The sequence below is a fragment of the Thiorhodospira sibirica ATCC 700588 genome (genome assembly GCF_000227725.2).
Taxonomy (GTDB): Bacteria; Pseudomonadota; Gammaproteobacteria; order Ectothiorhodospirales; family Ectothiorhodospiraceae; genus Thiorhodospira; species Thiorhodospira sibirica.
This window is the reverse complement of the sequence record NZ_MU255056.1, coordinates 1-26,415: the sequence shown is the minus strand read 5'-3', so window position 1 is coordinate 26,415 and position 26,415 is coordinate 1. Positions and strand designations below refer to the sequence as shown.

24 protein-coding genes, 1 tRNA gene and 1 pseudogene are annotated in these 26,415 nt (G+C 56.4%); 18 read left to right on the top strand and 8 right to left on the bottom strand.

The features are described 5' to 3' along the window. Nucleotides 1-345 (bottom strand): beta/alpha barrel domain-containing protein (locus THISIDRAFT_RS00330; RefSeq protein WP_472910294.1); only part of this gene is annotated, 345 nt, incomplete at its 3' end. 231 nt (nt 346-576) lie between these two features. Beyond that, nucleotides 577-1,632, bottom strand: coding sequence for a hypothetical protein (locus THISIDRAFT_RS00325; protein ID WP_246585291.1), 1,056 nt, complete (start codon nt 1,630-1,632; stop codon nt 577-579). A gap of 299 nt (nt 1,633-1,931) precedes the next feature. Between THISIDRAFT_RS00325 and mltG the strand changes: the two genes are divergently transcribed. Further along, nucleotides 1,932-2,948, top strand: a complete 1,017-nt coding sequence (gene mltG / locus THISIDRAFT_RS00320) for an endolytic transglycosylase MltG (RefSeq protein WP_139064065.1) — start codon at nt 1,932-1,934, stop codon at nt 2,946-2,948. Here mltG and folP read toward each other — a convergent pair. Then, nucleotides 2,945-3,751, bottom strand: coding sequence for a dihydropteroate synthase (gene folP / locus THISIDRAFT_RS00315; protein WP_006788122.1), 807 nt, complete (start codon nt 3,749-3,751; stop codon nt 2,945-2,947). The genes mltG and folP overlap by 4 nt on opposite strands. 54 nt (nt 3,752-3,805) lie before the next feature. Here folP and cbiQ point away from each other — a divergent pair, with 54 nt between their 5' ends. The 7 genes from cbiQ to ilvD all read left to right on the top strand — a co-directional run bounded on the left by cbiQ (nt 3,806) and on the right by ilvD (nt 12,613). Further along, a complete protein-coding gene (gene cbiQ, locus THISIDRAFT_RS00310; protein ID WP_006788121.1) occupies nt 3,806-4,561 on the top strand; it encodes a cobalt ECF transporter T component CbiQ in 756 nt (251 codons plus the stop codon). Between the two features lie 32 nt (nt 4,562-4,593). After that, nucleotides 4,594-5,580, top strand: coding sequence for a CHAD domain-containing protein (locus THISIDRAFT_RS00305; RefSeq protein WP_006788120.1), 987 nt, complete (start codon nt 4,594-4,596; stop codon nt 5,578-5,580). A gap of 163 nt (nt 5,581-5,743) precedes the next feature. Further along, the gene (locus tag THISIDRAFT_RS00300) at nt 5,744-6,130 is read left to right on the top strand and encodes a response regulator transcription factor (RefSeq protein WP_006788119.1); all 387 of its coding nucleotides are present in this window, start codon (nt 5,744-5,746) and stop codon (nt 6,128-6,130) included. Nucleotides 6,131-6,142: 12 nt separating this feature from the next. Beyond that, nucleotides 6,143-8,272 carry a 3'-5' exonuclease gene (locus THISIDRAFT_RS00295; protein ID WP_006788118.1) on the top strand — a complete coding sequence of 710 codons (2,130 nt, stop codon included), beginning with the start codon at nt 6,143-6,145 and terminating at the stop codon, nt 8,270-8,272. A 17-nt stretch (nt 8,273-8,289) separates the two neighbouring features. Further along, complete coding sequence (locus THISIDRAFT_RS00290; protein WP_006788117.1) at nt 8,290-9,231, top strand: endonuclease/exonuclease/phosphatase family protein; 942 nt, start codon at nt 8,290-8,292, stop codon at nt 9,229-9,231. Between the two features lie 194 nt (nt 9,232-9,425). Then, on the top strand, nt 9,426-10,601 hold the full coding sequence (locus THISIDRAFT_RS00285) for a TsoY family (seleno)protein (RefSeq protein WP_006788116.1): 1,176 nt from the start codon (nt 9,426-9,428) through the stop codon (nt 10,599-10,601). 161 nt (nt 10,602-10,762) lie between these two features. After that, nucleotides 10,763-12,613 (top strand): dihydroxy-acid dehydratase, encoded by a 1,851-nt coding sequence (gene ilvD, locus THISIDRAFT_RS00280; RefSeq protein WP_006788115.1) that lies wholly within the window; start codon nt 10,763-10,765, stop codon nt 12,611-12,613. A gap of 58 nt (nt 12,614-12,671) precedes the next feature. On the opposite strand, the gene THISIDRAFT_RS00275 is transcribed toward ilvD, so the two are convergent. Further along, entirely contained in the window at nt 12,672-15,725 is a 3,054-nt protein-coding gene (locus THISIDRAFT_RS00275; protein ID WP_006788114.1) for a PAS domain S-box protein, read from the bottom strand. Between the two features lie 444 nt (nt 15,726-16,169). After that, nucleotides 16,170-16,910, bottom strand: a complete 741-nt coding sequence (locus THISIDRAFT_RS00270) for a 16S rRNA (uracil(1498)-N(3))-methyltransferase (protein ID WP_006788113.1) — start codon at nt 16,908-16,910, stop codon at nt 16,170-16,172. Nucleotide 16,911: 1 nt separating this feature from the next. Between THISIDRAFT_RS00270 and THISIDRAFT_RS00265 the strand changes: the two genes are divergently transcribed. From THISIDRAFT_RS00265 to THISIDRAFT_RS00255, 3 genes are all read left to right on the top strand, one after another. Further along, on the top strand, nt 16,912-17,463 hold the full coding sequence (locus THISIDRAFT_RS00265; RefSeq protein WP_006788112.1) for a FlgO family outer membrane protein: 552 nt from the start codon (nt 16,912-16,914) through the stop codon (nt 17,461-17,463). Nucleotides 17,464-17,563: 100 nt separating this feature from the next. After that, entirely contained in the window at nt 17,564-18,916 is a 1,353-nt protein-coding gene (gene ffh, locus THISIDRAFT_RS00260; protein ID WP_006788111.1) for a signal recognition particle protein, read from the top strand. A gap of 272 nt (nt 18,917-19,188) precedes the next feature. Continuing rightward, nucleotides 19,189-19,641, top strand: coding sequence for a cache domain-containing protein (locus THISIDRAFT_RS00255; protein ID WP_006788110.1), 453 nt, complete (start codon nt 19,189-19,191; stop codon nt 19,639-19,641). A 73-nt stretch (nt 19,642-19,714) separates the two neighbouring features. On the opposite strand, the gene THISIDRAFT_RS00250 is transcribed toward THISIDRAFT_RS00255, so the two are convergent. The 3 genes from THISIDRAFT_RS00250 to THISIDRAFT_RS00240 form a co-directional block, all read right to left on the bottom strand. Beyond that, a complete protein-coding gene (locus THISIDRAFT_RS00250; protein ID WP_006788109.1) occupies nt 19,715-20,152 on the bottom strand; it encodes an ATP-binding protein in 438 nt (145 codons plus the stop codon). Between the two features lie 108 nt (nt 20,153-20,260). Next, entirely contained in the window at nt 20,261-20,596 is a 336-nt protein-coding gene (locus THISIDRAFT_RS00245; protein WP_006788108.1) for an STAS domain-containing protein, read from the bottom strand. A 162-nt stretch (nt 20,597-20,758) separates the two neighbouring features. Continuing rightward, nucleotides 20,759-20,835 (bottom strand) — tRNA-Met (locus THISIDRAFT_RS00240). 149 nt (nt 20,836-20,984) lie between these two features. Here THISIDRAFT_RS00240 and THISIDRAFT_RS00235 point away from each other — a divergent pair. From THISIDRAFT_RS00235 to THISIDRAFT_RS14545, 7 genes and pseudogenes are all read left to right on the top strand, one after another. Beyond that, nucleotides 20,985-22,286, top strand: coding sequence for an ISNCY family transposase (locus THISIDRAFT_RS00235; RefSeq protein WP_006786022.1), 1,302 nt, complete (start codon nt 20,985-20,987; stop codon nt 22,284-22,286). Between the two features lie 352 nt (nt 22,287-22,638). Continuing rightward, entirely contained in the window at nt 22,639-24,045 is a 1,407-nt protein-coding gene (locus THISIDRAFT_RS00230; RefSeq protein WP_040852816.1) for a PhoH family protein, read from the top strand. 123 nt (nt 24,046-24,168) lie between these two features. After that, a complete protein-coding gene (locus THISIDRAFT_RS00225) occupies nt 24,169-24,348 on the top strand; it encodes a hypothetical protein (protein ID WP_006788106.1) in 180 nt (59 codons plus the stop codon). Beyond that, nucleotides 24,342-24,569 carry a hypothetical protein gene (locus THISIDRAFT_RS00220; protein WP_006788105.1) on the top strand — a complete coding sequence of 76 codons (228 nt, stop codon included), beginning with the start codon at nt 24,342-24,344 and terminating at the stop codon, nt 24,567-24,569. Before THISIDRAFT_RS00225 ends, THISIDRAFT_RS00220 begins: the two co-directional genes overlap by 7 nt. After that, nucleotides 24,556-24,930, top strand: a complete 375-nt coding sequence (locus THISIDRAFT_RS00215; protein ID WP_006788104.1) for a hypothetical protein — start codon at nt 24,556-24,558, stop codon at nt 24,928-24,930. The genes THISIDRAFT_RS00220 and THISIDRAFT_RS00215 overlap by 14 nt, the downstream gene beginning before the upstream one ends. Before the next feature lie 231 nt (nt 24,931-25,161). Beyond that, entirely contained in the window at nt 25,162-26,088 is a 927-nt protein-coding gene (locus THISIDRAFT_RS00210; RefSeq protein WP_221913920.1) for an Rpn family recombination-promoting nuclease/putative transposase, read from the top strand. A 200-nt stretch (nt 26,089-26,288) separates the two neighbouring features. Further along, nucleotides 26,289-26,415, top strand: a pseudogene (locus THISIDRAFT_RS14545) (imidazoleglycerol-phosphate dehydratase); the annotation flags it as partial.

Genomic DNA, 26,415 nt, shown 5'->3' with positions numbered 1-26,415 from the left:
GACCCAGGCCCGGTCGCGTCGTAATTTGCGTGCAATCTGCTGATCCGATACCGGAATTGACAGATCGACCATATCCACCCCAAGCCCATGACAGGCCAGCAGGTCATCATCGCGCATCCGCGCCCAGACCAGCAGCCGTGCCGCCAAGCCTTGTGTGGCCAGGCAGCGGATAGCCTCGCGCTCTTCTGTGCCCATCGCCGGGATGCCAACCTCAAGCTCTGGCACCCCCAGCTGATCCAGGCCCTGGGCAATGGCGATGCGCTCTTCCAGGGTAAAGGCCACCCCGGCGGACTGTTCGCCATCGCGCAAGGTGGTGTCGTCTATGATGATATGTGGTGCGGACATGATTTCAAATCTCAAGGCAAGGATTGCATGTCCTCATGCAAAGCGCAGGCCAATCAATAAATCAATGATTTTTAGTGATTTTTAGCAAGATGCGTATGTAACAGACGGGATAAACGCGAGGGGATGTTGCAAAGCTGACAAGTTAAGGAAGCTCTGAATAACTCCGCATTTTTGCGATAATTCACTCATCAGTCAATCAATCGGTATTTGCCCCACTTACCACCTATCAATTTACTCACGGGCACGAAAAGCCGGCAGCGGCAGGTCGTTTTGCAGACAGCGCATCAGGTAGCGCAAGCCACGTGTGAACCACGAAACTAGGCTGCGGGCGAGCTTGCGGAAGCTCCAGAGGTTCGGATCGTCCTGTGCTTGGTTTTTTTTTCGAGCGGGGTCGGAGGGTGGCACGCCTGTTCGCGCCCAATGCGCACACACCCATACATCGCCAAGGCCATGATCAACACCCGGCGTTCCAAACGATCCGCAGGGCGCAGGTGCGAATCCCCCAAGCCAAATCCTCGCCCCTTGAAGTCGGAGAACATCGGCTCGATGCCCCACCAGTACGCGCGCCCGGGTCGGAATCGCATCCATGGCAATCATCCACGGCTCCGGATGACCGGATTCATGCACAATTCCCAGGTGGGTCACCACCCCAGAGGCGAACAGGCGCACACCCGGAAAATATCCTTCCCGCACACCCTTGGCCAAATCCCCGGTCGTGGTCTCCGCCACGCCGGTGTCCACCCGCAGATTCCCCTTCAAGCGCAACCGGTAGCCCCATTCGTGCGCATGCAACCACGCGAACAACGCCGCCGATGGGTAGAACCGATCCGCCAACAGCAGCACCCGCGCCCCAGCCGGCAGCCAAGCCAACACCGTCTCCAGGAGGGCTTTCTGGCCCGCACAGCCGATGTTCGCCGCGCCTTTCCTGGCCCACCAAACCAACGGCAACGCCCGCTCGCCCACGCGCAAGGCCAACACCAACAACGCCATCCGATCCCCTAAATCGGTTTGATCCAGACTCAGGCACACCGTCTGATCGTGACGGGCCGCCTGCGCCAGTTCGGCCATCGCCAACGGCTGCATGATCTCGGTTGGACACACCAACGGGTTCTTCAGCAACCGTCTCAACCACTGTTCGCGCATGTCTTGGCGCTCGGTCTCCAGCACCAGCACATGGCTCAACTCCACCGTGTTCGGCGTTTGCCCCTCGATCATCGCTCCGACCACCAGCGACAGCTTCCTCACCACCGTCAGGCGCAGCCCCGGATGCGGCTTTGCGCAGTCCACGTTCCACCTCTTCTGCCAAGTGTTTGATGCTTCCCATGCCCTCCCCCATGACCTCAGTTCAGCCAACCCTCAAAGTTTGCCATAAAAGTGATAGGTGGCAAGGTCATTGCGCATTGATCCTGTAGCGAAGGCCAAGTATAACGTAGACGCTAAATCTGTTGAGGCACGCGGGGGAGTGATGAGATATTTAGATTCTGTGCTCATGCACCCACACCGTTTATTTGGTTTATCCTTACCGCTGGCGTGAGTCAATTCTTTAACACTGTTTCAGATGAGGATGTTGCGTGGTGTGGCGTGGGTTGAAGTATCTGTTGGTGGGGGGGGTGCTGGCGGTGAGTGTGGGGGTTGGCTGGCTGGCGCTGGAGTTTTATCATGCGCCGCAGCGCTTGCTCACCTTAGAGGAGACGGTGTTGTATGAGGTGCCTGTGGGCGCTTCTTTGCGGGCGGTGGCGCAGGGTTTGGCGACGCGGGGGATTATTGACAGGCCGTGGTATCTGGAAGCGCTGGCACGGCGTAATGCCCAGCATCAGCAGATCAAGGCCGGGGAGTATGAATTATCGCCCGATCTGAGTTATCAGGATCTGCTGGAGCTGATGGTCAGTGGCAAGGTGTTGCGTTATCGCCTGACCATTCCGGAGGGTTTTCGGTTTGCGCAGATGGTGGAGGCGATGGCGCAGCATGCGCAGATTGTCAAAACCCTTGCTGCCGAGGACTATGCGCAGATCATGACGCGGCTGGGCAAACCGGGGATGCATCCGGAGGGCTGGTTTTATCCGGATACCTATCTGTTTTCCCGCAACACCACCGACCTGGAGCTGTTGACGCTGGCGCATGCGCGTATGGAGGCGGTTTTGGAGGCGGTCTGGGCGCAGCGGGCAGCGGATTTGCCGCTCAACAGTGCCTATGAGGCGCTGATTCTGGCCTCGCTGGTGGAAAGGGAAACCGGGGCGGCACCTGAGCGGGCGCTGATTGCCGGGGTTTTTGTCGCCCGCTTGCGCCAGGGGATGCGTCTGCAGACCGATCCCAGCGTGATCTATGGGCTTGCATCCTTTGATGGACGTTTGCGCCGCAGCGATCTGCGTACCGATACGCCGTACAATACCTACACCCGTGAGGGTTTGCCGCCGACGCCCATTGCCCTGCCGGGACGGGCGGCGCTGGAGGCCAGTGTGAATCCTGCGCCGACGGATGCCTTGTTTTTTGTCGCCCGCGGCGATGGTACGCACCAGTTTTCGGCTACGTACCGCGAGCATCGCGCTGCCGTGATTGAGTATCAGTTGGACGGAGATGCCAGCCGTTATGGCGGTGGGCGCTAAATGCCTTGCACGGCGCGCCAGATGCGCAGGGCATCGGCGGTTGCCTGGACATCATGTACGCGCACGATGTTGGCGCCCTGTTGTACAGCCAGCAGGGCGGCGGTTACGCTGGCGCTAAGCCGCTCATGAACCGGGCGGTTATCCAGCAAGGCCCCAAGCATGGACTTGCGTGACAGGCCCACTAATATCGGCAATTGTTCGACATGCAAGGAGGGCAAGGCGCGCAACAAGGCGAGATTATGCGCCAGGGTTTTGCCAAAGCCAAAGCCGGGGTCGAGCAACAGGCGTTCGCGCTTGATCCCGGCAACCAGGCAGGCGTGTACCCGCTCGCTGAGAAAACTGCGCACCTCGCTGACCACATCCTGATAGACGGGGTTATGCTGCATGGTGCGCGGCTCGCCTTGCATGTGCATCAGACATACCCAGGCCTGCGTGTCGCGAGCCGTTTCCAAGGCCCCTGGGGTGCGCAGGGCATTGACATCATTGATCATTTCGGCACCTGCCTGACAGGCCGCCTGCATGACCTCGGGCTTGCTGGTATCCACCGACAGCATGACCGCCACCCGGCGATTGAGTGCCTCGATTACCGGCACCACGCGGTCGATTTCTTCCCAGACACTCACGGCCTGGGCACCGGGGCGGGTGGATTCTCCGCCAATATCCAGGATGTCCGCGCCCTCTTTGACCATGCGCAGCGCCTGTTCGATGGCTTGATCCAGACGGGTATAGGCCCCGCCATCGGAAAAAGAATCCGGGGTGATATTTAAAATCCCCATGATACGGGGTGAGGATAAATCAAGCATGTCTGAAACTCTATATGAAGCGGTTACGATAAATGCAGATCATCCGGGGGTGCGATGAGCGTGCATGGTTTGCTGGATGCCTTGGACCCTCGGGTGCGCGTGTTGAGCGTGCTTTTATTTGCGATGGTCGTTATTTCGCTCAATCGCCTTGATAGCTTGCTGGCCGCATTGTGGCTTGCCTTGCTGTTGCTGGCCTTCAGCCAGGTCAGTCGTCGCCAGATTCTGCAGCGGCTGTTGCTGATGGATGGCCTGATGCTGGGGCTGTTGCTGACCCTGCCATTCAGCACGCCCGGCGAGACGGTGTTTACGCTCGCGGGCTGGCCGGCCAGTCGCGAAGGTCTGGAACATGCGCTGCATATCTTCCTGAAAAGCAATTCAATCATGCTGGCCCTGCTCAGCCTGCTGGGCACTCTGGAGGCCAGCTGTTTGGGGCGGGCCTTGTATCATCTCAAGGTGCCGGTCAAACTGGTGCATTTATTATTATTTACCATCCGTTATCTGGATGTGCTTAAAAACGAATATGCGCGCTTGCGCATCAGCATGAAGGCACGCGGCTTTCAACTGCGCAATAATTTACACACTTACAAAAGCATCGGCTATCTGTTTGGGATGTTATTGGTGCGCACCCTGCATCGCTGTGAACGGATTTTGATGGCCATGCGTTGTCGCGGCTTTGATGGCCGCCTGCATCTGTTGGCGACCTTAAGCATCCGGCGCGTGGACATCGGTTTTGCGGCCGTATTTATCGTGGCGCTGGCCTTGATCGGCTTGCTGGAATATCCGGGGATGCGGCTGCTGCTCCCCGCCTGATTTTTGTGTACTTATCAAAGAGATTTTTGATCATGTCAGAGCTTTTGTCATTACCGGTTTCGCGCGCCGTGCGACACTTGGCGCAAGGCTATTTAGACGATGCGCAGCAGGCGTATCAGCGGTTTATTGCAGGCGATGATCCCGAGGCGCTGCATGATTTTCGGGTAGCCTTGCGACGGCTGCGCAGTCTGGTGGGGACCTATAAACCCTATATCAAGGATTGCCTGCCCAAAAAGCAGCGCCAGCGGATCAAAGACATCGCCGCAGCCACCGGTCTGGCCCGAGATACCGAAGTGCAGCTCCAATGGCTCCATCCCCGCCTGACCCAGGCTAAAGAACATGAAGCCGCTGGTTTTGCCTGGATGGTGCAGCGCCTGCAGGCCCGCCTGGCGGAGGAATATGCCGATCTGCATAATACCCTGCCCCCCAGCTTTAACCGCCTGCATGAGCGCCTTGGCAAGCGACTGGGGCTGGAATATGAAGAACACAGCGCGGCCTTTGGCCAGGTGGCCCATGAGCTGATTGGCACCTGTGCGGAGGCATTCCGGCAACATCTGGACGGGGTGTGTTGTGAATCGGACGGCGAGCAGATTCATCAGGCGCGCATCATCGGCAAGCGGCTGCGCTATCTGATTGAACCGCTGGCGAAGGCCGATGCGGCCTATAAACCGCTGCTCAAGGAGCTTAAAACCTTGCAGGATCTGATGGGTGAGTTCCATGATGCCCAGGTCTTTGCCGAGGAATTGACCTGGGCGGCGGAGGAAGCCGGTGCGCTGCATCTGCGTCAGGTGATTGAGTTATCCCTCACGCGCCCGCCAGAGGATCCGCAGATTGCCGCGCTTCAGCGGGCTGATGAGCGAGCCGGGTTGATGACGCTGGCGCGGGATTTACAGGAACGCCGCGAGGATTTGATGTCACGCTTGCTCAACCGCCTGCGTGATGGCGCCCTGCAGGCCTTTTATGCGCATCTGCACACCCTGTCCCCACCGCAGGCCATAGAGCACACATCCACGCGATAGATCGCACGCTGCGTTGCGCTAAAAACCTGTTTTTTCTTGCGGATTAATCTATGCTAAGGTCGGATGCTTATATCATCCGCTGGCCTGGCCTTAGGCTGTGCCGATGCTGTCCAAATACTATAACAATGACCGCCCAGCGCGGGCGGTTTGCAGGAGAAGTCCGATGACACCCTATTCTGTCTTGATCGTAGACGATGAACCCAATATCGTCTTGTCGCTGGAATTTTTGATGAAAAAGGCCGGTCTTGAGGTGCGCATTGCCCGCGACGGCGAAAGCGCATTGCAAGCCATGCAGGAAAACAAGCCCGATATTGTCTTGCTGGATGTGATGCTGCCCAAGCGTGACGGCTATGATGTGTGTCAGACCATCCGCGCCAATCCGCTGTGGGAGGATGTGCGCATCCTGATGCTCACCGCCAAGGGACGCAATATCGAGCGCGAAAAAGGCATCGCCCTGGGTGCCGATGACTATATCACCAAGCCTTTTTCCACCCGTGAGGTGGTTGACCGGGTATTGAATTATCTGCCGACCGCTCAAGGGATGGTTTGAACGATCTGAATCATGTCCATGCAACGCCAAAATCTGTTCATCCTCATCCCGCTGGTGATCTTTTGCCTGTTGGTCTTTGCGCTACTGGTGCTGACCGCCTGGTACGCCGGTCTGTCCCCAGGCGCTGCGCTGCAGCTGGCCTTATTGCCCGGAGTGGTGCTGGGGCTGTTGGCCGTGGTGCTCTGGCTTGTGCTCAAGCGCCTGTGCCTGCGCCCGGCGCGGCAGCTCAGTCGCGGGATTCGCGCCTTGCTTGAATCCCGCCTGGTGGATCGCGAGATTCCTTTGCCACGCCACCATGCCCTGCATACACTACCCGATCAGGTGCAAGCCCTGGCCGACAGTCTGCGCGGGGCGCGGCGAGAAATGCGCGTGGCGATGGAATCGGCGGCGGCCCAATCTGCTGAGCAAAAGCGCTGGCTGGAGATCATTTTGCAAGGACTGACCGAGGGGGTGCTGGTGTGCAATAAAAATCATCAGATCCTTTTGTACAACGCCTCGGCAGTGAGCCTTCTGGAAAATCCGGAGCGGGTGGGCCTGGGACGCTCGCTGCTGGAGGTGCTCTCCCCGGCGCCGGTACGCCATACCATGGAACGCCTGGAATGGCGGCAGCGCACCGGCGATGAAAATGCCAATGAGCTGTCTGCGCCCTTTGTCTGCACCAATCGGGCCTCACATAAAATCATGCATGGCCGCATGGCCCTGATCCGCGATGATTCGGAGGAGATTACCGGCTATCTGATTACCCTGATCGACATCTCCAACGATGTGGCCACCCTGATGCGTCTGGACAGCGTGCGCCGGGCGATCATTCGCGATTTGCGCAGCGCCACCGCCAATCTGCGCGCAGCCGCCGAGGTGCTGGCGGATTCCCCCACGCTCTCGGCACAGGAACGCCAGCCATTTGAGACGGTGTTGACGGTTGAGGCGCGTGAGCTGAGTCACACCCTGGATGCGCTGGCGGGTGAATTTCGCGGTCATGCGCTGGGGCGCTGGCCGATGGCCGATATCTACAGCGCCGATTTGGTCAACTGCCTGGCGCGCCATCTGGAAGGCCCGTATGGCATGACCGTCAGCCATGTCGGGCATCCGCTGTGGTTGCAGGGAGATAGCCTTTCCTTGCTACTGGTCATGAGCCGTTTATTGCAACAGGTGCAACAGCTTCAGGGCGTGTCACACTTCGAGATTGAGGCGCTGCTGGGTGATCGGCGGGTCTATCTGGATATTCGCTGGCAAGGCCAGCCCATCCCGGTGGCGACGCTGGATCAGTGGATTGAGCAGGTCTGTGGCGAAGAGCTTGATTCTGAAACCATCCGCGATGTGCTGGAGCGGCATGGCTCGGAGATCTGGAGTCAGGACGGCGCTGAAGCGGATCTGGCGCTGGTGCGCATTCCTTTGTTATCGCCGCTGCGCCATCAGTTCGCGGTCACAGAGGAACAGCTCCCGGCGCGCCCGGAGTTTTATGATTTTGGCCTGATGCGCGAACACGAAGGCGATGCCGGGCTGGCCCAGCGTCTCCTCAGTGATCTGGCGTATGTGGTCTTTGACACCGAAACCACGGGGCTTGATCCGGTTGGCGGTGATGAAATCATCTCCATCGGCGGGGTGCGGGTGGTCAAAGGGCGGGTGCTCAGCGGCGAAACCTTTGAGCGCTTGATCCATCCGGGGCGCCCGATTCCACCCGGCTCCATCCGCTTTCATGGCATCACCGACGAGATGGTGCATGATCAACCGCCGATCCGCGAGGTATTGCCGCGCTTTCAAAACTTTGTCGGTGAGGATGCCATCCTGGTTGCGCATAACGCCGCCTATGACATGAAATTTTTGCGGCTGAAAGAAGAATCCTGCGGCGTGGTCTTTCGTAACCCGGTGATTGACACCCTGCTACTGTCTGTGATGCTCGAACCTGACGAAGAGGATCACTCGCTGGATGCCCTGTGTGAGCGTTACGGCATCCGCGTCTCCGGGCGACACACCGCCCTTGGCGATGCACTCGCCACCGCCGGGGTATTGATCCACCTGATCGACCGCCTGCAGGCCAAAGGCATCAGCACCTTCGGTGATGTCATGCACGAATCCAATATGGCGGCCAAACTGCGCCTGCGTGATTCCATGCTCAACCAGCAAGGCAGCGGCTATACCTGATCCCGGATCGCGCCGCCATGCCCGCACCGCCCCCAACAACCCTGCAAAAGCCCCCGCGCTGGCAGCGCTTCATTTCCCGGCGCGCCTGGGTCCTGCTGGGGCTGTGCGTCATGGGTGCCAGCACTGCCGGGATCTCGGCCTACCTCCCCGTGTGGGAGCATCCCCTGGCCTGGTGGCTGGATCTGTTTACCCATTGGCAATGGCTATATCTGCTGGTGGGTGCCAGCTGTGCGCTATGGCTGCTGCAAAGTCACCGTATCCTGCCCCTGCTGGGCCTTGGCATCCTCATAACCGCCACCTTTATCATGGCGGCCGTCAGCTTACCCCTCGCTGATGTCAGGCGCCCGGATCAGGGCCTGCGCGTAGTAAGCGCCAATCTGTATTTCAATCAGCCCACGCCCGAGGCGCTGTTGCAGTGGATTGCACAGCAAAACCCGGATATCGTGGTCTTGCAGGAAGTCAGCTCAGCCCATCTCACCGCCATTCAGCAGATTTTTAACGATCTCCATCAAACCCTGTATCCGCGTGAAGATCCCTTTGGGCTGGCCGTATTATCCCGCCTGCCGTTGATAGCGCAACAGTATCTGGACGACGCCGCAGATACCCCGGTATTGCGCCTGCTGCTGGACTATGCCACGCGCTGGGGCATCGAGCCGATGTTCTCCGACTTCAAGGGGCGAGGATTTGGCTTGGGGGATTCGCACCTGCGCCATGCGGATCGTTTGGAACGCCTGGTGTTGATCATGGCCTTGGCGATGTATGGGTGTGTACGCATTAGGCGCGAACAGGCGCACAACCATCCGACCCCGCTCGAAAAAAACCCAAGCACAGGACGATCCGAACCACTGGAGCTTCCGCAAGCTCGCCCGCAGCCTGGTTTCGTGGTTCACACGTGGCTTGCGTTACCTGATGCGCTGTCTGCAAAACGACCTGCCGCTGCCGGCTTTTCGTGCCCGTGAGTAAATTGATAGGTGGTAAGTGCTGAAACAGGCAATGTGGTAGCACCCTGTGCGGTGTTTTTTGGCATGGAGTCTTTATCGTGTACACCGCCGTCCAGCGCCTTTTATATATGCTTATATTGATTTTTTAATATTATTATTTAATAATATTTGTTGCTGCTCACAAAGTTGTTCTTCCCGGAGGGTTCTGAACCATGCTCAAAAAAAATCTCGGTGAAGCCTTCTCCCCCCTGTATTTCCTCGCTGCACTCGGCGCGGGGGGTCTGACGGTTTCCTTTTTCATGTACCCGATGTTTATGGTGCCGCACCCCGATACCCCGATGATTACCTTTAATCACCTGTGGCCGATTCTGACGGGCGATAACCTCTGGCTGGCCGGATTGATTGCCCTTAATCTTCTCGCGGTGGCTTTTTTTGCGGTCTTGCATTTTCGTCTGCTGGCGTGGAATCTGCGCGAATTTATGCTGTTTCGCAGAACGCCGGCCTTTGACAAATTGCGTCAATCCAACGGAAAAATCAGCCTGATGGCGGTGCCGCTTACGCTGGCGATGACCATCAACGTCTGCTTTGTGCTGGGTGCGCTGTTTGTGCCGAACCTATGGTCGGTGGTGGAATATCTTTTCCCGGTGGCGATTCTGGGCTTTCTGGCGGTGGGTATCTATGCGCTGAAAATCCTCACCGCTTACTTTGCTCGCGTTCTCACCGAAGGTGGGATGGACTTTGCCTCCAATAACAGCCTCTCGCCCATGATTGCGATTTTTGCCCTGGCGATGATTGCTGTAGGCTTTGCCGGGCCGGGGGCGATGAGTGAAGTGCGGGTCATGAATGCCATCGGCATCTCGCTGTCGCTGTTTTTCCTGTCAGCGGCGGTGCTGCTGGCAGTGATCAAGCTGGTGATGGGATTCAAGGCCATGATGGAGCATGGCATCAGCGAGGCGGCCAGCCCCAGCCTGTGGATCATGATCCCGATTCTGACCCTCATGGGCATCACCTGGATTCGCCTGGTACACGGCCTGCATTTTGGCTTCAATGCAGAAATGACATCCTCAAGCTTTTTTGTCATCACCGTCTCGATTCTGGGTGCGCAAATCCTGTTTGGCCTGATCGGCTGGATGGTGATGCGTCGGCTCGGCTATTTTCGTGATTATGTCCACGGTGACAAAGGCAATGCCGGCAGCTTCTCCCTGATCTGCCCCGGTGTGGCCTTCTTTGTCTTTGGCATCTTCTTTTTGACCTTCGGTCTGGTACAAACCGGGCTGTTGCAGGTACTATCCCCGGTCTATCTGCTGATACTGGCCCCCTTTGTCTACGTGCAGCTCAAAACCATCAGCACCCTGTTTGTCTTGCAAAAACGCATCCTTACTGCCTGAATTTCAGGCTATCTGTTAAAAACCCCAAACTCGCCGCTGGTCGTGCAGGCATTCTGCCGGTATGACCAGCGGCAGCTCCATGATGTTGCAACGCACCAATCCACAGCGAAACCCTGGCTGGTATAAAATACGCGTTTACCGCTTATTCAGGAGTCACACCGATGCCTCAATACCGTTCCCGTACTACCACGCATGGCCGCAATATGGCCGGTGCGCGCGCTTTGTGGCGTGCCACCGGGATGAAAGATGAGGATTTCAGCAAGCCGATTATCGCGGTGGTCAATTCCTTTACCCAATTTGTGCCGGGGCATGTGCATTTACAGCATCTGGGGCAGATGGTGGCCCGCGAGATTGAGGCTGCGGGCGGGGTGGCCAAGGAATTTAACACCATTGCCATTGATGATGGCATTGCGATGGGACACGGCGGGATGCTCTATTCCCTGCCCTCGCGTGATCTGATTGCCGACTCTGTGGAATATATGGTCAACGCCCATTGCGCCGATGCGCTGGTGTGCATTTCCAACTGTGACAAGATCACGCCCGGCATGTTGATGGCCGCGCTGCGTCTGAATATCCCGGCGGTGTTTGTGTCGGGAGGGCCGATGGAGGCCGGGAAGGTGCAGGTCAACGGCAACATCGTGTCGCTGGATCTGGTGGATGCGATGGTACAGGCCGCTGATCCCAAGGCCACCGATGCCGAGGTGATGCAATACGAGCGCTCGGCCTGTCCCACCTGTGGCTCCTGTTCGGGCATGTTTACCGCCAACTCCATGAACTGCCTGGCTGAAGCCCTGGGGCTGGCCTTGCCGGGGAATGGCTCACTGTTGGCCACACATGCCGATCGGCGCGACCTGTTTTTAGAGGCCGGGCGGCTGATTGTGGACTTATGCCGCCGCTATTATGAACAGGATGATGCCCGCGTGCTGCCGCGCAGCATTGCCAGTTTTGCCGCCTTTGAAAATGCCATGTGCCTGGATATTGCCATGGGCGGCTCCACCAATACGGTTTTGCATCTGCTGGCGGCGGCGCATGAGGCCGAAGTGGATTTCACCATGGCCGATATTGACCGGCTATCGCGCAAGGTGCCCAATCTGTGCAAGGTGGCCCCGGCTACCCAGCAATATCACATGGAAGATGTGCATCGTGCGGGCGGTGTCATTGGCATCCTCGCCGAACTGGATCGGGCCGGGCTGATCCATCGTGAGGTGCCCACCGTACACGCCCCCACGCTGGGGGATGCGCTGGCGCAGTGGGACGTCATCACCAACAGCAGCGAAACCACCCACCATCGCTATCTGGCGGCCCCTGGCGGCGTACCCACGCAAGCGGCGTTTTCGCAGAATCGGCGCTGGGACAGTCTGGATCTGGATCGTGCCAAGGGCTGCATCCGTAATCTTGAGCACGCCTATTCGCGTGACGGCGGACTGGCGGTGCTTTATGGCAATCTGGCTGCTGAGGGCTGCATTGTCAAAACCGCCGGGGTGGATGAGAGCATTCTGCGCTTTCAGGGCCCGGCGCGGGTGTTTGAAAGCCAGGACGCCGCCGTGGAAGCCATTTTGGGCAACCAGATCAAGGCCGGAGATGTGGTGATCATCCGCTACGAAGGGCCACGCGGCGGACCGGGGATGCAGGAAATGCTCTATCCCACCAGCTATCTGAAATCCAAAGGGCTGGGCAAACACTGCGCGCTGATTACCGACGGACGCTTTTCCGGGGGTACCTCGGGGCTGTCCATCGGCCATGTCTCGCCGGAAGCGGCTGAGGGCGGCAATATCGCCCTGATTGAAGAGGGTGATCTGATTGAGATCGACATCCCGGCGCGGCGCATCCACATCGGCGTGGATGAGTCTACCCTGCAACGCCGTCGCGAGCAGATGCAGGCACGCGGGACCCACGCCTGGCAACCACAAAACCGCCAGCGCAGCGTCAGCCGCGCCCTGCAGGCCTATGCCCACATGACTACCTCGGCTGCACGCGGGGCGATTCGTGACCTCAGCGGCCTTTCCCGCTGATTGAGTGTTTAAACCGGGCGGCGGTCTGCATGACCGCCGTCAATCCACCTGGCCGAATCTAAAACAAAGCGTGCAGGCGCTCGTAGTTATAATTGCGGGCCAACTCCCTCAAAGCCTGTGCCAGCGGTGGATCAAGGTGTGCAGACTGGGCAACCAAGCACTCAAAGGCTTGCATATCGCCATCGGCCACCGCTTCGTGCATCTGCTGCAACACCTCCTTTCCCAAAATCGCGATATCCTGTGGCTGCAAGGTATCCTCGGCTGCAGGCAAGACGGTGGCCGCTGTAGGCCGGTAAAACCACAGCCCAAGCACGCGCTCCAGGGTATCCAGCAACAGCGCCAGCGACAACGGCTTAAACAGGCAGGCATCCGCGCCCAGCGTTTCAATTCTGCGGCGATCACTGCTTAAGGCGGAAGCGGTGGTGATAATGATCGGCGTCTGCTGCCCCTGCGGGCTGGCCCTGATATGCAAAGTCGCCTGATAGCCGTCCATCTCCGGCATCCGCAAATCCATCAAAATGGCATCCGGGCGGTGCAGCGCAAACGCCGTCACGGCCTCCTTGCCATTGCAGGCCTGCAATACCTGAAAGCCGACCGGCTCCAGCAATTCCAGCAGCACATCGCGATTATCCGCCTTATCATCGACAATCAGCAGCTTCAAAGGCTGGGCACAGGGTGGCAGTTTTGCCGGGAATAAATCAGCGCCCCGCTGCGCCGTTTGCGCGCAATTTTCTAAGGGATGCGCCTGGATATAAAAGCGAAAGCAACTCCCCTGAGCGGGATGGCTTTCCAGTTGAATCTCCCCACCCAGCAGCGCCACCAGACGCTGACTGATCGGCAAACCCAGACCGCTGCCGCTAACATCGGGAAGCTGATGGGCCTGATAAAACGGCTCAAACAGACAATCCCCCTGCTCGTGTGGCGGGATACCGATACCCGTATCACGCACCTCAAAATACAGCGCATCAAGCTGCGCCGCCTCAGCGCCCGCGTGTGCCTGCATCCACACCCGCAGGGTAACCCCGCCGCTGTCAGTGAATTTAACCGCATTACTGAGCAGATTGATCAAAATCTGGCGCAACTTCGCCAGATCATTGTTAAACCGCTGCGGGGTATCGGGCGCGCATTCGATGTGAAAGTACAAGCCTTTATCCTGACAGCGCGCAGCAAACAAAGTCTGCATATCCCGGAGCAGATCATTGAGGACAAAAGGCTTTGGATCAAGCTTCAGGCGCCCGGCCTCAATTTTGGAGAGATCCAGAATATCATTGATCAAGCCCAGCAAATGCTGACCGCTGCGTGCAATGGTTTGAACCTGTTGACGCTGCTTGGTATTAAGCGCTTGATCCGCAGAAAGAATCTGCGCAAAGCCGATGATGCCATTCAATGGTGTGCGGATTTCATGGCTCATATTGGCGAGAAAGGCGCTTTTTGCATGATTGGCGGTGTCTGCTTTTGTCGTCATCTCATTGGCATGCAACAACATTTCATGCGCCATCTCATTGGCCTGATACAACTGCGTATTGCGCTCGTGCAGTTGGGATTCCATCCGGCATCGATCTGTAATATCGCGGGCAATCCCCAGCACCCCAATCACCTCACCGCTAGCGTCATAACAAGGTGCTTTGATCGTATGAAAATGGATCAGCTTGCCGTATTGATTAAAAAACTCCTCTTCATAGCTGACCCGCTCCAGGGTATCCAATACCTGCAGATCCACCACACGCAAACGATCAGCCATCTGCCTATCAAATAAATCGTAATCGCTTTTGCCGATCATCTGCTCACGGCGATGCCCGATAAATGCCGCCGCCGCAGGATTACAATCCAGATATACCCCATTGCGATCTTTAATGAAAATGACATCTGGACTGGAATCCAGTAAAGCCGTGAGCAAACCGGTCTGCTGACGCAGCGCCTCTTCTGTCTGTTTGCGTGCGCTAATATCCAGCACACTGGCCAACACCCGCTGTTTGCCGTTGATAGACAAAGGTTTTAGGTGTACATACTCCCAGATCTGCTCCCCTTTGTGATTGCGCATCCGCCACTCAAATTGCTGCGCGCCTTCCTCCCGCACACGCCGTATCCACTGCATCCCCTCACGGGCAGAATATGGCGACTCATCCCAGACAAATACACTGCGCAATTGCGCCACCGAGGCACACTCATACAACTGACAGGCCGCTGTGTTCGCATCTACAATCTCGCCAGTGTCTATATCATGTAAAAATAGCGCCAGCGGCGAATCCATAAACAATGCCCGAAACTGCTGCTCTTTTTCCGCCAACTGCTGCTGCGCCTGTTTACGCTCCGTAATATCCAGAATAGAGCCATCCAGATAAGCAATCTCACCGCGCTCATTAAAAACCGCCTGACCGCTCTCATACACCCAGCGCAGCGCACCATCGCGATGACAGATGCGATACTCCACCAGCCAGGGCCGCCGCTGACGCTGTGCCTGCTCAATCTGCGCATACAGCAAGGCCAAATCATCGGGATAGACGATACTGGCATAACTACGCTGGGCATTGTGGATAAATTCCGCCGCCGCATAACCACTGAGCGCCTCAATCTGCGCGCTGAGATACACCATCGTAAAGGCATCATCAGCCAAACAACGATAAGTCACCCCAGCAATATTACTCACCAGCGAGGCAAACTGGTCACGACTCTCCTGCAACTTTAAAGTCGTGGCCTTTTGCTCACTGATATCGGCCAGCGTTGCCAGAATATAGGTCTTGGTATGCAGCGTGACCGGTGTCAGACACACATTCAGCCAAAGGGCGTGGCCTCCCGGCGTCTGATTGCGCCACTCAAAACACTGCCGACCCTCACGGGCAGCCAGATGAATCCAGCGCAAGGCATCCGCAAAGGTATACGGCGGATCAGACCAGTTAAGCTTTATTTTTAGCTCGGCGAAGGAGTGACATTCGTAGAGGTGATACGCCGCCGGGTTTGCATCAAGCACCTCTCCGGTCACAGGATCATGCAACAACATCCCAACCGGCGTGCAATCAAACAAGGTCTTGAACGCCGCATGATCCTGCGCATCAAGCAGCGTACGCGGCGTTGAGTTTACCGGGGGAACGCCCCTTAACGTGGTATCAGTCATGTCATTGGCATCCTTATGATCAATGATTTAACGGTCCCCAACCTCCAGGGACATCGACCTGCTGAATCCATGACATGACAACGATCACGCACTGACCTTTAGAGTGCGATGAAGCGTTGATTTGAACTGTGACTGAGAAAGATCTTTGCCAAGGATCCAGGTTTATACAACACACTGACCGCGTACTTATCGCCAAAATAACAGGGCATATTCATGTTTAAATAATAAAAATCAAATACTTAAACAGAAATCATTCCGCTATCAGAACCTCCCCGTTTTATAGCACACAACACCGGCGAAAAATACCAGTAAACGATGGGATATACACGCCAAGTTCGAGCCGGGCCGCGCCCTTGGGAGCGCCCAGCTCCGGCGGTGTGCTGGAAAAATGGAGCTCCAGCGCCGTATTGAATAAAGGGAGGCAGGAACTCTCCCGCCCCTCGCTTATTCGCCCAAGTCACCAAAGCGGGCTTGGATCAGGCTCAGTGCGGCCAGCGCGGCGGTTTCGGTGCGTAAGATGCGTGGCCCTAGGCGAACGGCGTGAAAGCCTTTGGCCTGGGCGTGGCGAAGCTCGCGCTCTTCCAGGCCGCCTTCCGGGCCGATGAGTACGGTGACGGCGTTGGGGGTGTAGGCCAGTTGTGCCAAGCTGTGCTCAGCCTGTGGACTGAGTACAATGCCCAGATCATTTGCCAGCGGCGCGGCATCAAGCCACTGATCCAGCCGCTGCGGTGGATACAGGGTCGGCAGTTCGACGCGCCCGCATTGTTCACAGGCGCTGATGATCACGCCGCGCCAATGGTGCAGGCGATTGTTCAGGCGTTTGGGATCATCGAGCTGCACGGTGCGTTGTGTAAATAAAGGCTGCACCGCGCTGACCCCCAGTTCAACCGCTTTTTGCAGGGCATAATCCATGCGCTCACCCTTGGCAATGCCTTGTGCCAGCGTGATGGGCAGGCGGGGAAGGGTGTCTAATGGCGTAAAACCGAGTATCCTCACCTGGCTTTGGCGGCGTGTCACCTCAAGCAGGTGTGCGTTATATTGGCCGCCCTGTCCATTGAACACACACAGCTCAGCGCCCGGCTTCAGGCGCAGTACCTGTACCGCGTGACGATGGGCCATCTCTGGCAACGTGAGGATTTCGCCCACTTGCAGGGCGCAATCAAGATATAACCTGGGAATACGCATAATGATGAAAAAACCTGTGCTATTGGTCGTGTTAGTGGCTGTTGTTGGGCTTATGCTCAGTGGCTGTGAAGGCTTGCTCCCCCACCGTGGCGAAGCTCAGCCGCAAGCCGATATTATCGCCAGTAGCTATGCTGCGGCAGATGCCCTGATTCACAGCGGCGGCAACAGTTTATTGCCTAATTATCCGCTGATTGGCGCAACCTTTGTGGATATTAACGATCTGGAGCGCACCACGCCCTTTGGGCGCGTGGTATCGGAACATTTTTCCTCGCGTTTCAGTGAGCGTGGTTTTGAGGTGATTGAGATTTTACTGCGTACCAATGTCTATGTGCGCCAGGATGAGGGCGGGGAATTCATGCTGTCACGCGAATTGCGCAATCTCAGCGAGCAGCGCAATGCCCAGGCGGTGATTGTCGGCACCTATGCGATTGGCCGCCATCAGGTGTATATCACCGCCCGCCTGATCCGTGCCGTAGATAGCCGGATTCTGGCCTCGCATGATTATACGCTGCCACTCGATGATGATATTGGTTATCTATTGCGGGTGCGTTAAGAGCCTGTTTTGTCTTAAGTATCGCCAGGCTGCACACATGGGCGGTACCCAGGCCGTATTTTATGTCGCCGTATCAAGCGGCGCCTTATGAGGAGTGTTTATGTTTGACAATCTGACCCAGCGTTTACAGGGTACCCTTGACCGGCTGCGTGGCCAGGCACGTTTAACCGAGGAGAATATCCAGCAGAGTCTGCGCGAGGTGCGCATGGCACTACTGGAGGCTGATGTGGCCTTGCCGGTGGTGCGCGATTTTATCAACCGGGTCAAGGAACAGGCCGTGGGTCAGGAGGTGATTCAAAGCCTGACCCCAGGACAGACCTTGATCAAGATTGTCCATGATGAGCTGATTGCCCTGATGGGCAAGGCCAATGAAGAGCTGTCGCTGAATACTCAGCCCCCGGCGGTCATTCTGATGGCCGGTTTGCAAGGGTCGGGTAAAACCACCACCACGGCGAAACTGGCGCGCTTCTTAAAAGAACGCAAGCATAAAAAAGTCACGGTGGTCAGCTGCGATATTTACCGCCCGGCAGCGATCAAGCAGCTCGAAACCCTGGCCCGCGAGATCGACGTGGATTTTTTCCCCAGCAGCCTCGAGCAGGCACCGCTGGCGATTGCCAAGGCGGCGCAAGAACATGCGCGTCTGAAGTTTCATGATGTCTTGATTGTAGACACTGCCGGGCGTTTGCATATCGACGCGGCCATGATGGATGAAATCCAGCAATTGCACGCCCAGTTGCAACCCATCGAAACCCTGTTTGTGGTCGATGCCATGACCGGCCAGGATGCTGCCAATACCGCCAAAGCCTTTGGCGATGCCCTGCCCTTGACCGGGGTGGTGTTGACCAAGGCCGACGGGGATGCACGCGGCGGGGCGGCATTGTCGGTGCGCCACATCACCAACCGCCCTATCAAGTTTATGGGCATGGGTGAAAAAACCGGCGCGCTGGAACCCTTTCATCCGGATCGCGTGGCCTCGCGCATCCTCGGTATGGGCGATGTGCTCAGTCTGGTGGAGGAAGCCGCCCACAAAACCGACCAGGAGCAGGCGAAAAAGCTGGCGAAGAAGCTGCAAAAGGGCAAAAGCTTTGACCTTAACGACCTGCGTGAACAGCTGTTGCAAATGCAAAAACTCGGCGGGGTGGCGGCCTTGATGGACAAGGTGCCGGGGATGAATAAATTACCGACAGAGGTGCGTGAGCGCGATAATGACCGCGAGCTGGGGCGGATGCTGGCGATTCTTAACTCCATGACCCCCAAGGAACGGCGCCAGCCCGATATTATCAAGGCCTCGCGCAAACGGCGCATCGCGGCCGGTTCTGGTACCCAGGTGCAGGATGTCAACCGCCTGCTCAAGCAGCATCTGCAAATGAGCAAGATGATGAAGCAATTTTCCAAAGGCGGCATGCACAAGATGATGCAGGCCATGAAAGGCCAGATGCCCTTTCGCATGTAGGCCGCCGCTGGCGGTGTGCGGCATTGGGGAATGTCGAACCAGCCGAGTGCATCGCGCTGATCTCCGGCTGAGCGTGGCGCTTAGGCGATAAATGGCTTGCAAATGGCATAAGATTATGCAAAATGATTGACAGTCTGCTGCGACGGCTTTGCTTTAAGACCGATCTCAATGCCCAAGGCGGTTGCACAGACAGCCAAGGCGCCGATGGGCGCGGGTGGGTGGACGCGTGATGCGTACCTCAATGAAAAACTATAAATAGGTTATATAACGATATGATAAAAAATCTTGCAGTGGGTTTTGTGTTAATGGCATTAACCAGCATGGCTTGGGCGGCCGATGAATACGGCACCCTGGAGGAAGCGCAGAAGATGAGTGAAATGGCAGCGGCGCTGGTGAATGATCAAGGGCGTGATGCGGCGTTTGCGGCGTTTAATGAAAAGAACAGCGATTACTGGTTCAAGGATTTGTATGTCTTTTGCATGGATATGGAAGGCGTGATGCTGTTCCATCCGATCCGTCCTGAGCTGGCCGGACAAAGCTTGCTGGAGTTTGACCGCTATGGCAGTTTCTTGTTTAAAGACATGATTGCCGTGGCACAGTCCTCGGGTTCGGGCTGGGTGGATTACAACTGGCCACATCCCGGCACTGATGAAATTCGCGCTAAAACCAGTTATGTCAGCAAGAATAATGAAGGCTTTTTCTGTGGTGTAGGTGCGTATAAATAACGCATAAGTTCTTGACTTAAGCGGTCTGCAGATACCGCTGTCCTGGTGTATGGGGCAGCGGTATTTTTTTTGCCTAATGTTGAGAATGGCTTAGGCGAATGACATTGTGATGGCCTTCGCGTGCATAGCTGACCGAGTGCATGAACTGCTTGACAAAATGCACCCCAAGCCCGCCAATCGGTCGCTCCTCCAGTGAACTGTCTAAATCCGGGGCCTGTGCCTCGACAAAGGGATCAAAAGGTCGGGCATCATCGCGCAGGGTAATCTCGATCTGTTCACTATTCAGGGTCATGCAGATTTCGATGCTGTGCGGGTGCTCATCATCGTAGCCATAAGAAATCGTATTGGTGAGCAGTTCATCCAGCACCAGATTGATCTGAAAAATACTCTGCCCACTCAAACCGACGGCCATTGCCCAGCTTTCAACCGCTTCCGCCAGTCGCTCCAGTTCACAAAGCGCATTATCAATGCGCAGAAATAGTGCAGGGGGAGGAGAGGATGGAGAGGACATGTGCATACCTCCACAGCAAGCCAGTCGCAATCAATGGCATTGGAAACACGCTGGAGACACGACAAGACAACACATGCCGCTGCCTTGCCGCCGTGACACTCAAAGGCGCTAAGCGGCTAGCGCTAGAGCTGCGTCCCTATCTTCAACGATGGTAAGGATTTTGGTAAAGCCGCTGACCTCAAAGACTTCGTAAATCTCGGGCTTCATGCCGCACAGCAGCAATGTGAGTTTCTTGGCGTTCATGGTTTTAGCGGCCATCAGCAATACCCGCAATCCGGCACTGCTAATATAATTGAGCTGGGCAAAATCAATGATCAGACGACCCTGCGTCTTTTCCAGAATCTCCTGCAAACGCTCTTCAAAGACCTTGGCTGTCGCGCTGTCGATGCGTTGTTTAAGCATCACAACCGAGACGTCATTGACGGTTTCTTCGGTAATTTCCACAGAGAATCTCCAAACGCTTAAGAGTATTGAGGGGTGTTTGCAGGGGAGATTAGCGCGAATTGGAGAGCAAAACAAGCGGCTCAACACGCAGAACGCAAACGGATCAGCGGGTGATGGGCGTATATTGACGGTGGGTTTGTGGATTTTGAGGTTAGTGCAAAATGGTGGCTACGGGTGGACTTGAACCACCGACCCCCGCATTATGAGTGCGGTGCTCTAACCGACTGAGCTACGTAGCCTGATGTTGGCGCTTTAAGAAAGGTGGGAGATTCTAAGGTCTTTGTTCTTGGGAGTCAATCAAAAATTCATGGTTGTTAGCCCAAAGCAGTAATGTCCCCTTCGTCCAATTCTAAAATGTCCCCTTTATATTTAAGCGGGAGGGGCACGCATGACGAAGGAGCACATTACGATGAGTCACAAAGAAATTGACCGACTAGAGATGATTCAGGCGGTGGCGAACAAGCATCTGCGGCAGGCCGAGGCGGCCCAGCGCCTGGGGTTGAGCGTGCGCCAGGTCAAGCGCCTGGTTCGCCGCTATCGTGAGCATGGGGCGACAGGGCTACGCAGTGGCCACCGTGGCCGACGTCCCAATAACGCCATTGCCGAGACAGTACGCCAGGAGGTGCTCGCCTTGGTCAAGACGCACTACACCGACTTTGGCCCCACCCTGGCCTGCGAAAAGCTGGCCGAGCGCCATGGTCATCATCTCTCGGTCGAGACCCTGCGCCAGTGGATGGTGGCCGATGGGCTATGGCAGCCCAAGCAACGCAAGCAAGCCCGCATTCATCAGCGCCGTCCACGCCGCCCCTGCCTGGGGGAGCTCATTCAAATCGACGGCTCGCCCCATGACTGGTTTGAGGTGCGCGGCCCGCGCTGTACCCTGATTGTGTTCATCGACGACGCCACAGGGCGCCTGATGGCCCTGCGCTTCGTGCCCGCCGAGACCACCCAGGCCTACATGGAGACCCTACAGCAATACCTGGATCAGCACGGACGTCCGGTGGCCCTCTACTCAGACAAACACAGCATCTTCCGTGTCAATCATCCTGAGCACGACGGGGAGCTGACCCAGTTTTCCCGCGCCCTCAAGACCCTCGACATCGCCGCCATTCATGCCAACACGCCTCAGGCCAAGGGGCGGGTGGAGCGGGCCAACCAGACCCTGCAAGACCGTTTGGTCAAGGAGCTGCGCCTGCGTGAGATCTCGGACATCGACGCCGCCAACGCCTTCCTCCCCACCTTCATGGCCGACTTCAACGCCCGCTTCGCCGTCGAGCCACAAAGCCCCCAGGATGCCCACCGACCGGTGCTGCACAGCCCCGAGGAGCAGGCCCTCATCCTTTGCCTGCACCATACCCGTAAGCTCTCCAAGAACCTTTGCTTCCAGTTCAAGAACCGGGAATATCAGCTTCAGGGACAGGGCAAGGGCTACCGCCTGCGGGGTGCCACCCTCACCGTCTGCGAGGCCTTCGACGGCACCATCACCCTCCTGCACCAGGGGCACATCATGCCTTACCGTCTGTTGGCTGAGGGCGAACCGCCCACACCGCTGGATGATGAAAAAAGTGTCCACCACAGCGTCGACCAGGCCAAGGCAAAACAGACCGCCAAGCCAACCTACAAACCGGCGCCGGACCACCCTTGGAGAGGTCGGGGCAACATCACTCCGGCACCAGCCCAAACACCATAACCACGCATTCTACGGGGGACACTTCTGCTTTGCACAAAAGGGGACTTTTCTGAATTGGGTTGACATCAAAAATTCATGGTTGTTCGCCCAAGGCAGCCATGCTCCCTTTATGGTTTGAGGGTATCCAATGACGGCGGCGGCATTTCTGCTTTGGCTAACACGCCCCGTGGTGGCGCTTTCCTAAGTAGGGTCATTGCGGTATGTTAGGCCCCTGTACGTCTCTTTGTTCTGAGTGGCTCGTGATCCGGCGAGGGGGAATGCTGCGTGCAGATGGACTTCACTACCTAACACACACAGGAGGGCTGATGCAGTGGGCGGTTGCATGACTGCGGCTGTGTTGGCGATTAAAACAATGACAAAAATCACTGGTAAACGTCTGTTCGTGCTGGATACCAACGTATTGATGCACGATCCCACCGCGTTATTTCGCTTTCAGGAACACGATGTGTTTTTGCCGATGGTGGTGCTGGAGGAGTTGGATCGCAGTAAAAAGGGGCTGTCTGAGGTGTCGCGTAATGTGCGCCAGGTTAGCCGTTTTATGGATGCATTGTTGCAGGCCTGCGGGGCGCAGCAGATTGAGGCCGGGTTGCCGCTCAATGCAGCCTATCAGATTGAATCTCCGCAGACCTGTTCAGGGCGGCTGTTTTTTCAGACTCGCGCCATGCTTTCCGATTTGCCGCAATCGCTGCCCGGCAATGTGGCGGATAACAGTATTCTGGGCACGGCGCTGGCCTTGCAGGAGGAACGCCCGGATACGATGGTGTCTTTGATTTCCAAGGACATCAATCTGCGCATCAAGGCGTCCATTGTCGGCATTCATACCGAGGATTATTTCAACGACAAGGTTCTCGATGATGTCAGTCTGCTGTACAGCGGCATTTGTGATCTGCCGGATAATTTTTGGGAGCATCATGAGCAGGCGATGGATTCCTGGCAGGAAAACGGGCGGACCTTTTATCGGCTGGGCGGCGATGTGTCGGCCCAGTGGTATCCCAATCAGTTTTTGCACAAGGCCGGGGAGGATGGCATCACCCTGATTGTGCGTGAGCTCAAAGACGGCACGGCGCTGGTTGAGCGGGCGATGGATTACCAAAACAAGCGCCATAACGTGTGGGGGATCACGGCCCGCAACCGTGAGCAAAATTTTGCGCTGAATTTATTGATGGACCCGCAGGTGGATTTTGTCACTTTAGTGGGTAATGCCGGGACGGGGAAAACCCTGCTGGCGCTGGCGGCGGGGCTGGCGCAGACGCTGGAGGATAATCTGTACAAGGAAATCATCATGACGCGGGTCACGGTGCCAGTGGGGGAAGACATTGGCTTTTTGCCGGGGACGGAGGAGGAAAAGATGACACCCTGGATGGGGGCTTTGATGGATAATCTGGAGGTGTTGACCCGCACCGATGTCAGCGGTGACTGGGGGCGGGCGGCGACTAATGATCTGCTGCTTAACCGGATCAAGATTCGTTCGCTGAATTTTATGCGCGGGCGCACCTTTCTGGATCGCTATATCATTCTCGATGAGGCGCAAAACCTCACCGCCAAGCAGATGAAAACCCTGATTACCCGCGCCGGGCCAGGTAGCAAAATCGTTTGCCTGGGCAATATTGCCCAGATCGACACGCCGTATCTCACCGAGACCAGTTCAGGTCTGACCTATGTAGTGGATCGCTTTAAGGCGTGGGCACACAGCGGCCACATTACCTTGCAGCGCGGCGAACGCTCACGTCTGGCCGATTTTGCGGCAGATGCCTTGTAGACGCTATCGGCATGTGGCGGCGGCCTCTAGCCGCCGCTTTGGATAAGCGGCTTCCGAAAGAGCAGATCCCTGCCTGTCCTCTATGCTAAACTAGCGGTGATTGAATACTTTTTGGAGTGAGCCATGTACCCATCAAACTCGACTGCTCAACAGCCTACAAATCAGCCGGTTGCTTTAACACCGGCCATGATTCAGTTGGCTAAACAATTACAAAACGACCCTGAAAAAGCAAAACACTTCCTGATTAAAGCGGGACTACTCAATCCCCAAGGACAACTCGCTAAGGAATATACCGCGTGCTAGGTCACTACAAGCTCTCACCCTTGATTGGTTTTCATGGGTGCGAGCGTTCGATTGCCGAGCAAGTGTTAGCTGGTAAAACGCACCTCAACAGCAGCGAGAACGACTATGACTGGCTGGGTTCAGGGATTTATTTTTGGGTCGACAGCTACGAACGTGCTTGGCATTGGGCACAAAGTAGTTCCAGCATTCAAGACCCCTACGTCATTGGTGCTTTATATTGATCCTGGGCTTTGTCTTAATCTCACGGACTTTGGCATCAACGAGGAACTGAGAACGGCCTATCAGCTCCTTGAACAAACCTTCGCTGGACTGGATCAACCACTACCCAAGAATACGCTCAATCACCAAGGCACCCTGATGCTACGACGCCTGGATTGTGCCGTGATTAACTTTCTACACCAGTTAAGAGCCGAGCAAGGGCAACCTGCATTTGATACGGTTTACGGTGTATTTGAAGAAGGCGAATCACTATTTCCAGGTTCGGCATTGAAAGAAAAAACACACGTCCAACTCGCGGTCAGAAATCCTCAGACACTCTTGGGCTACTTCAGACCTCATCAATTAGCCGACTTCATCAACTAACCCGTAAGGCGGATTCGGAGCGTTAGCAACAGTCCGCCCCCGTGGCGGCATCATCCTGGTGCCGCCACGGGGGCGGGGTGGTTGTGGTGGTTGTTTTGAACCCCCTTCCCCGCCTGCGGCGGGACTCCCCCTTGGCAGGGGGAGAGTTTTTAACCCCGTAATGACACCAGGAAGGTGCCGCCACTCTGCTAAACTACCCGTATCCTTGATTGATCTTGCATGAGGTGATGGATGCTCGGCCACTATGTCAACCTCTTCACCGATTTTGGCTTTAAAAAAATCTTTGGTGAAGACAGCAGCAAAGCGCACCTGATCAGCTTTTTAAACACCCTGCTGCCCCAAAAACACCAGATCAGGGATTTAACCTTTATTCAAAACGAATACCAGGGCGCGAGTGCGCTGGATCGCAAGGCGATATTTGACCTCAACTGTGTCAGTGATCGCGGCGAGCACTTTATTGTCGAACTGCAAAAGGCCAAGCAGAACTTTTTTAAAGACCGCAGCCTGTTTTACGCCACCTTCCCGATTCAACAGCAAGCCCAAAAAGGCGACGACTGGAATTTCAAACTAGCGGCGGTTTACACCATCGGCATTCTGGATTTTGTGTTTGATGAGGACAAAAACGACCCGCAGCACAAGGATCAGGTGGTGCATCAGGTACAACTGAAAAATCAGCACAATCAGGTGTTTTACGACAAACTCACCTTCATTTACCTGACCTTGCCCAACTTCCGCAAAACCGAAGAAGAACTGCAAACCCTGCAAGACAAATGGTTCTTTCTGTTTCGGCACTTGCACCGCTTGCAAGAGCAGCCGCAAAAACTGCAAGAACGCATCTTTACCAGCCTGTTCAAACACGCCAGCATCGCCCGTTTTAAACCCGAAGAACGCATCGCCTACGAATCCAGCCTGAAATACTATCGTGATTTGACCAATGTGATTGATACCGCACGCGATGAAGGGAGGGAGGAAGGTAGACAGGAGGGTAGACAGGAGGGTAGGCAGGAAGGTAGACAGGAAGGCAGAAATGAAATGGTGCTCAATATGCTACAAGCCGGTCTGCCGGATGATCAGGTGATGCGCATTGCCCAGATCACGGCTGACGAACTGGCAGCCATCAAAGCACAGCAAACGCGTCAGGCGGGTTCAGCGCGTTAGCAACAGTCCGCCCCCGTGGCGGCATCATCCTGATGCCGCACAAAAAGCGACACCCGTCGCGGCAGGCAGGCAGCCGTCGCTTTCTTTGTGCGGCACCTGGAAGGTGCCGCCACGTATTTGCGACGGATTGGGCAATTATCGGCTGGGCTGTGCTATGATTTTGGGCCTGTTTTTTTAAATGACCCTTATTCATGTGCCCGATGCCCAAACGAATCGCACAAATCACGCGCCATACCTTGGAAACCCAGATCACGCTGGAGCTGAATCTCGACGGAACGGGGGAGCACAGCTTGCACACGGGTGTGCCTTTTTTCGATCATATGCTGG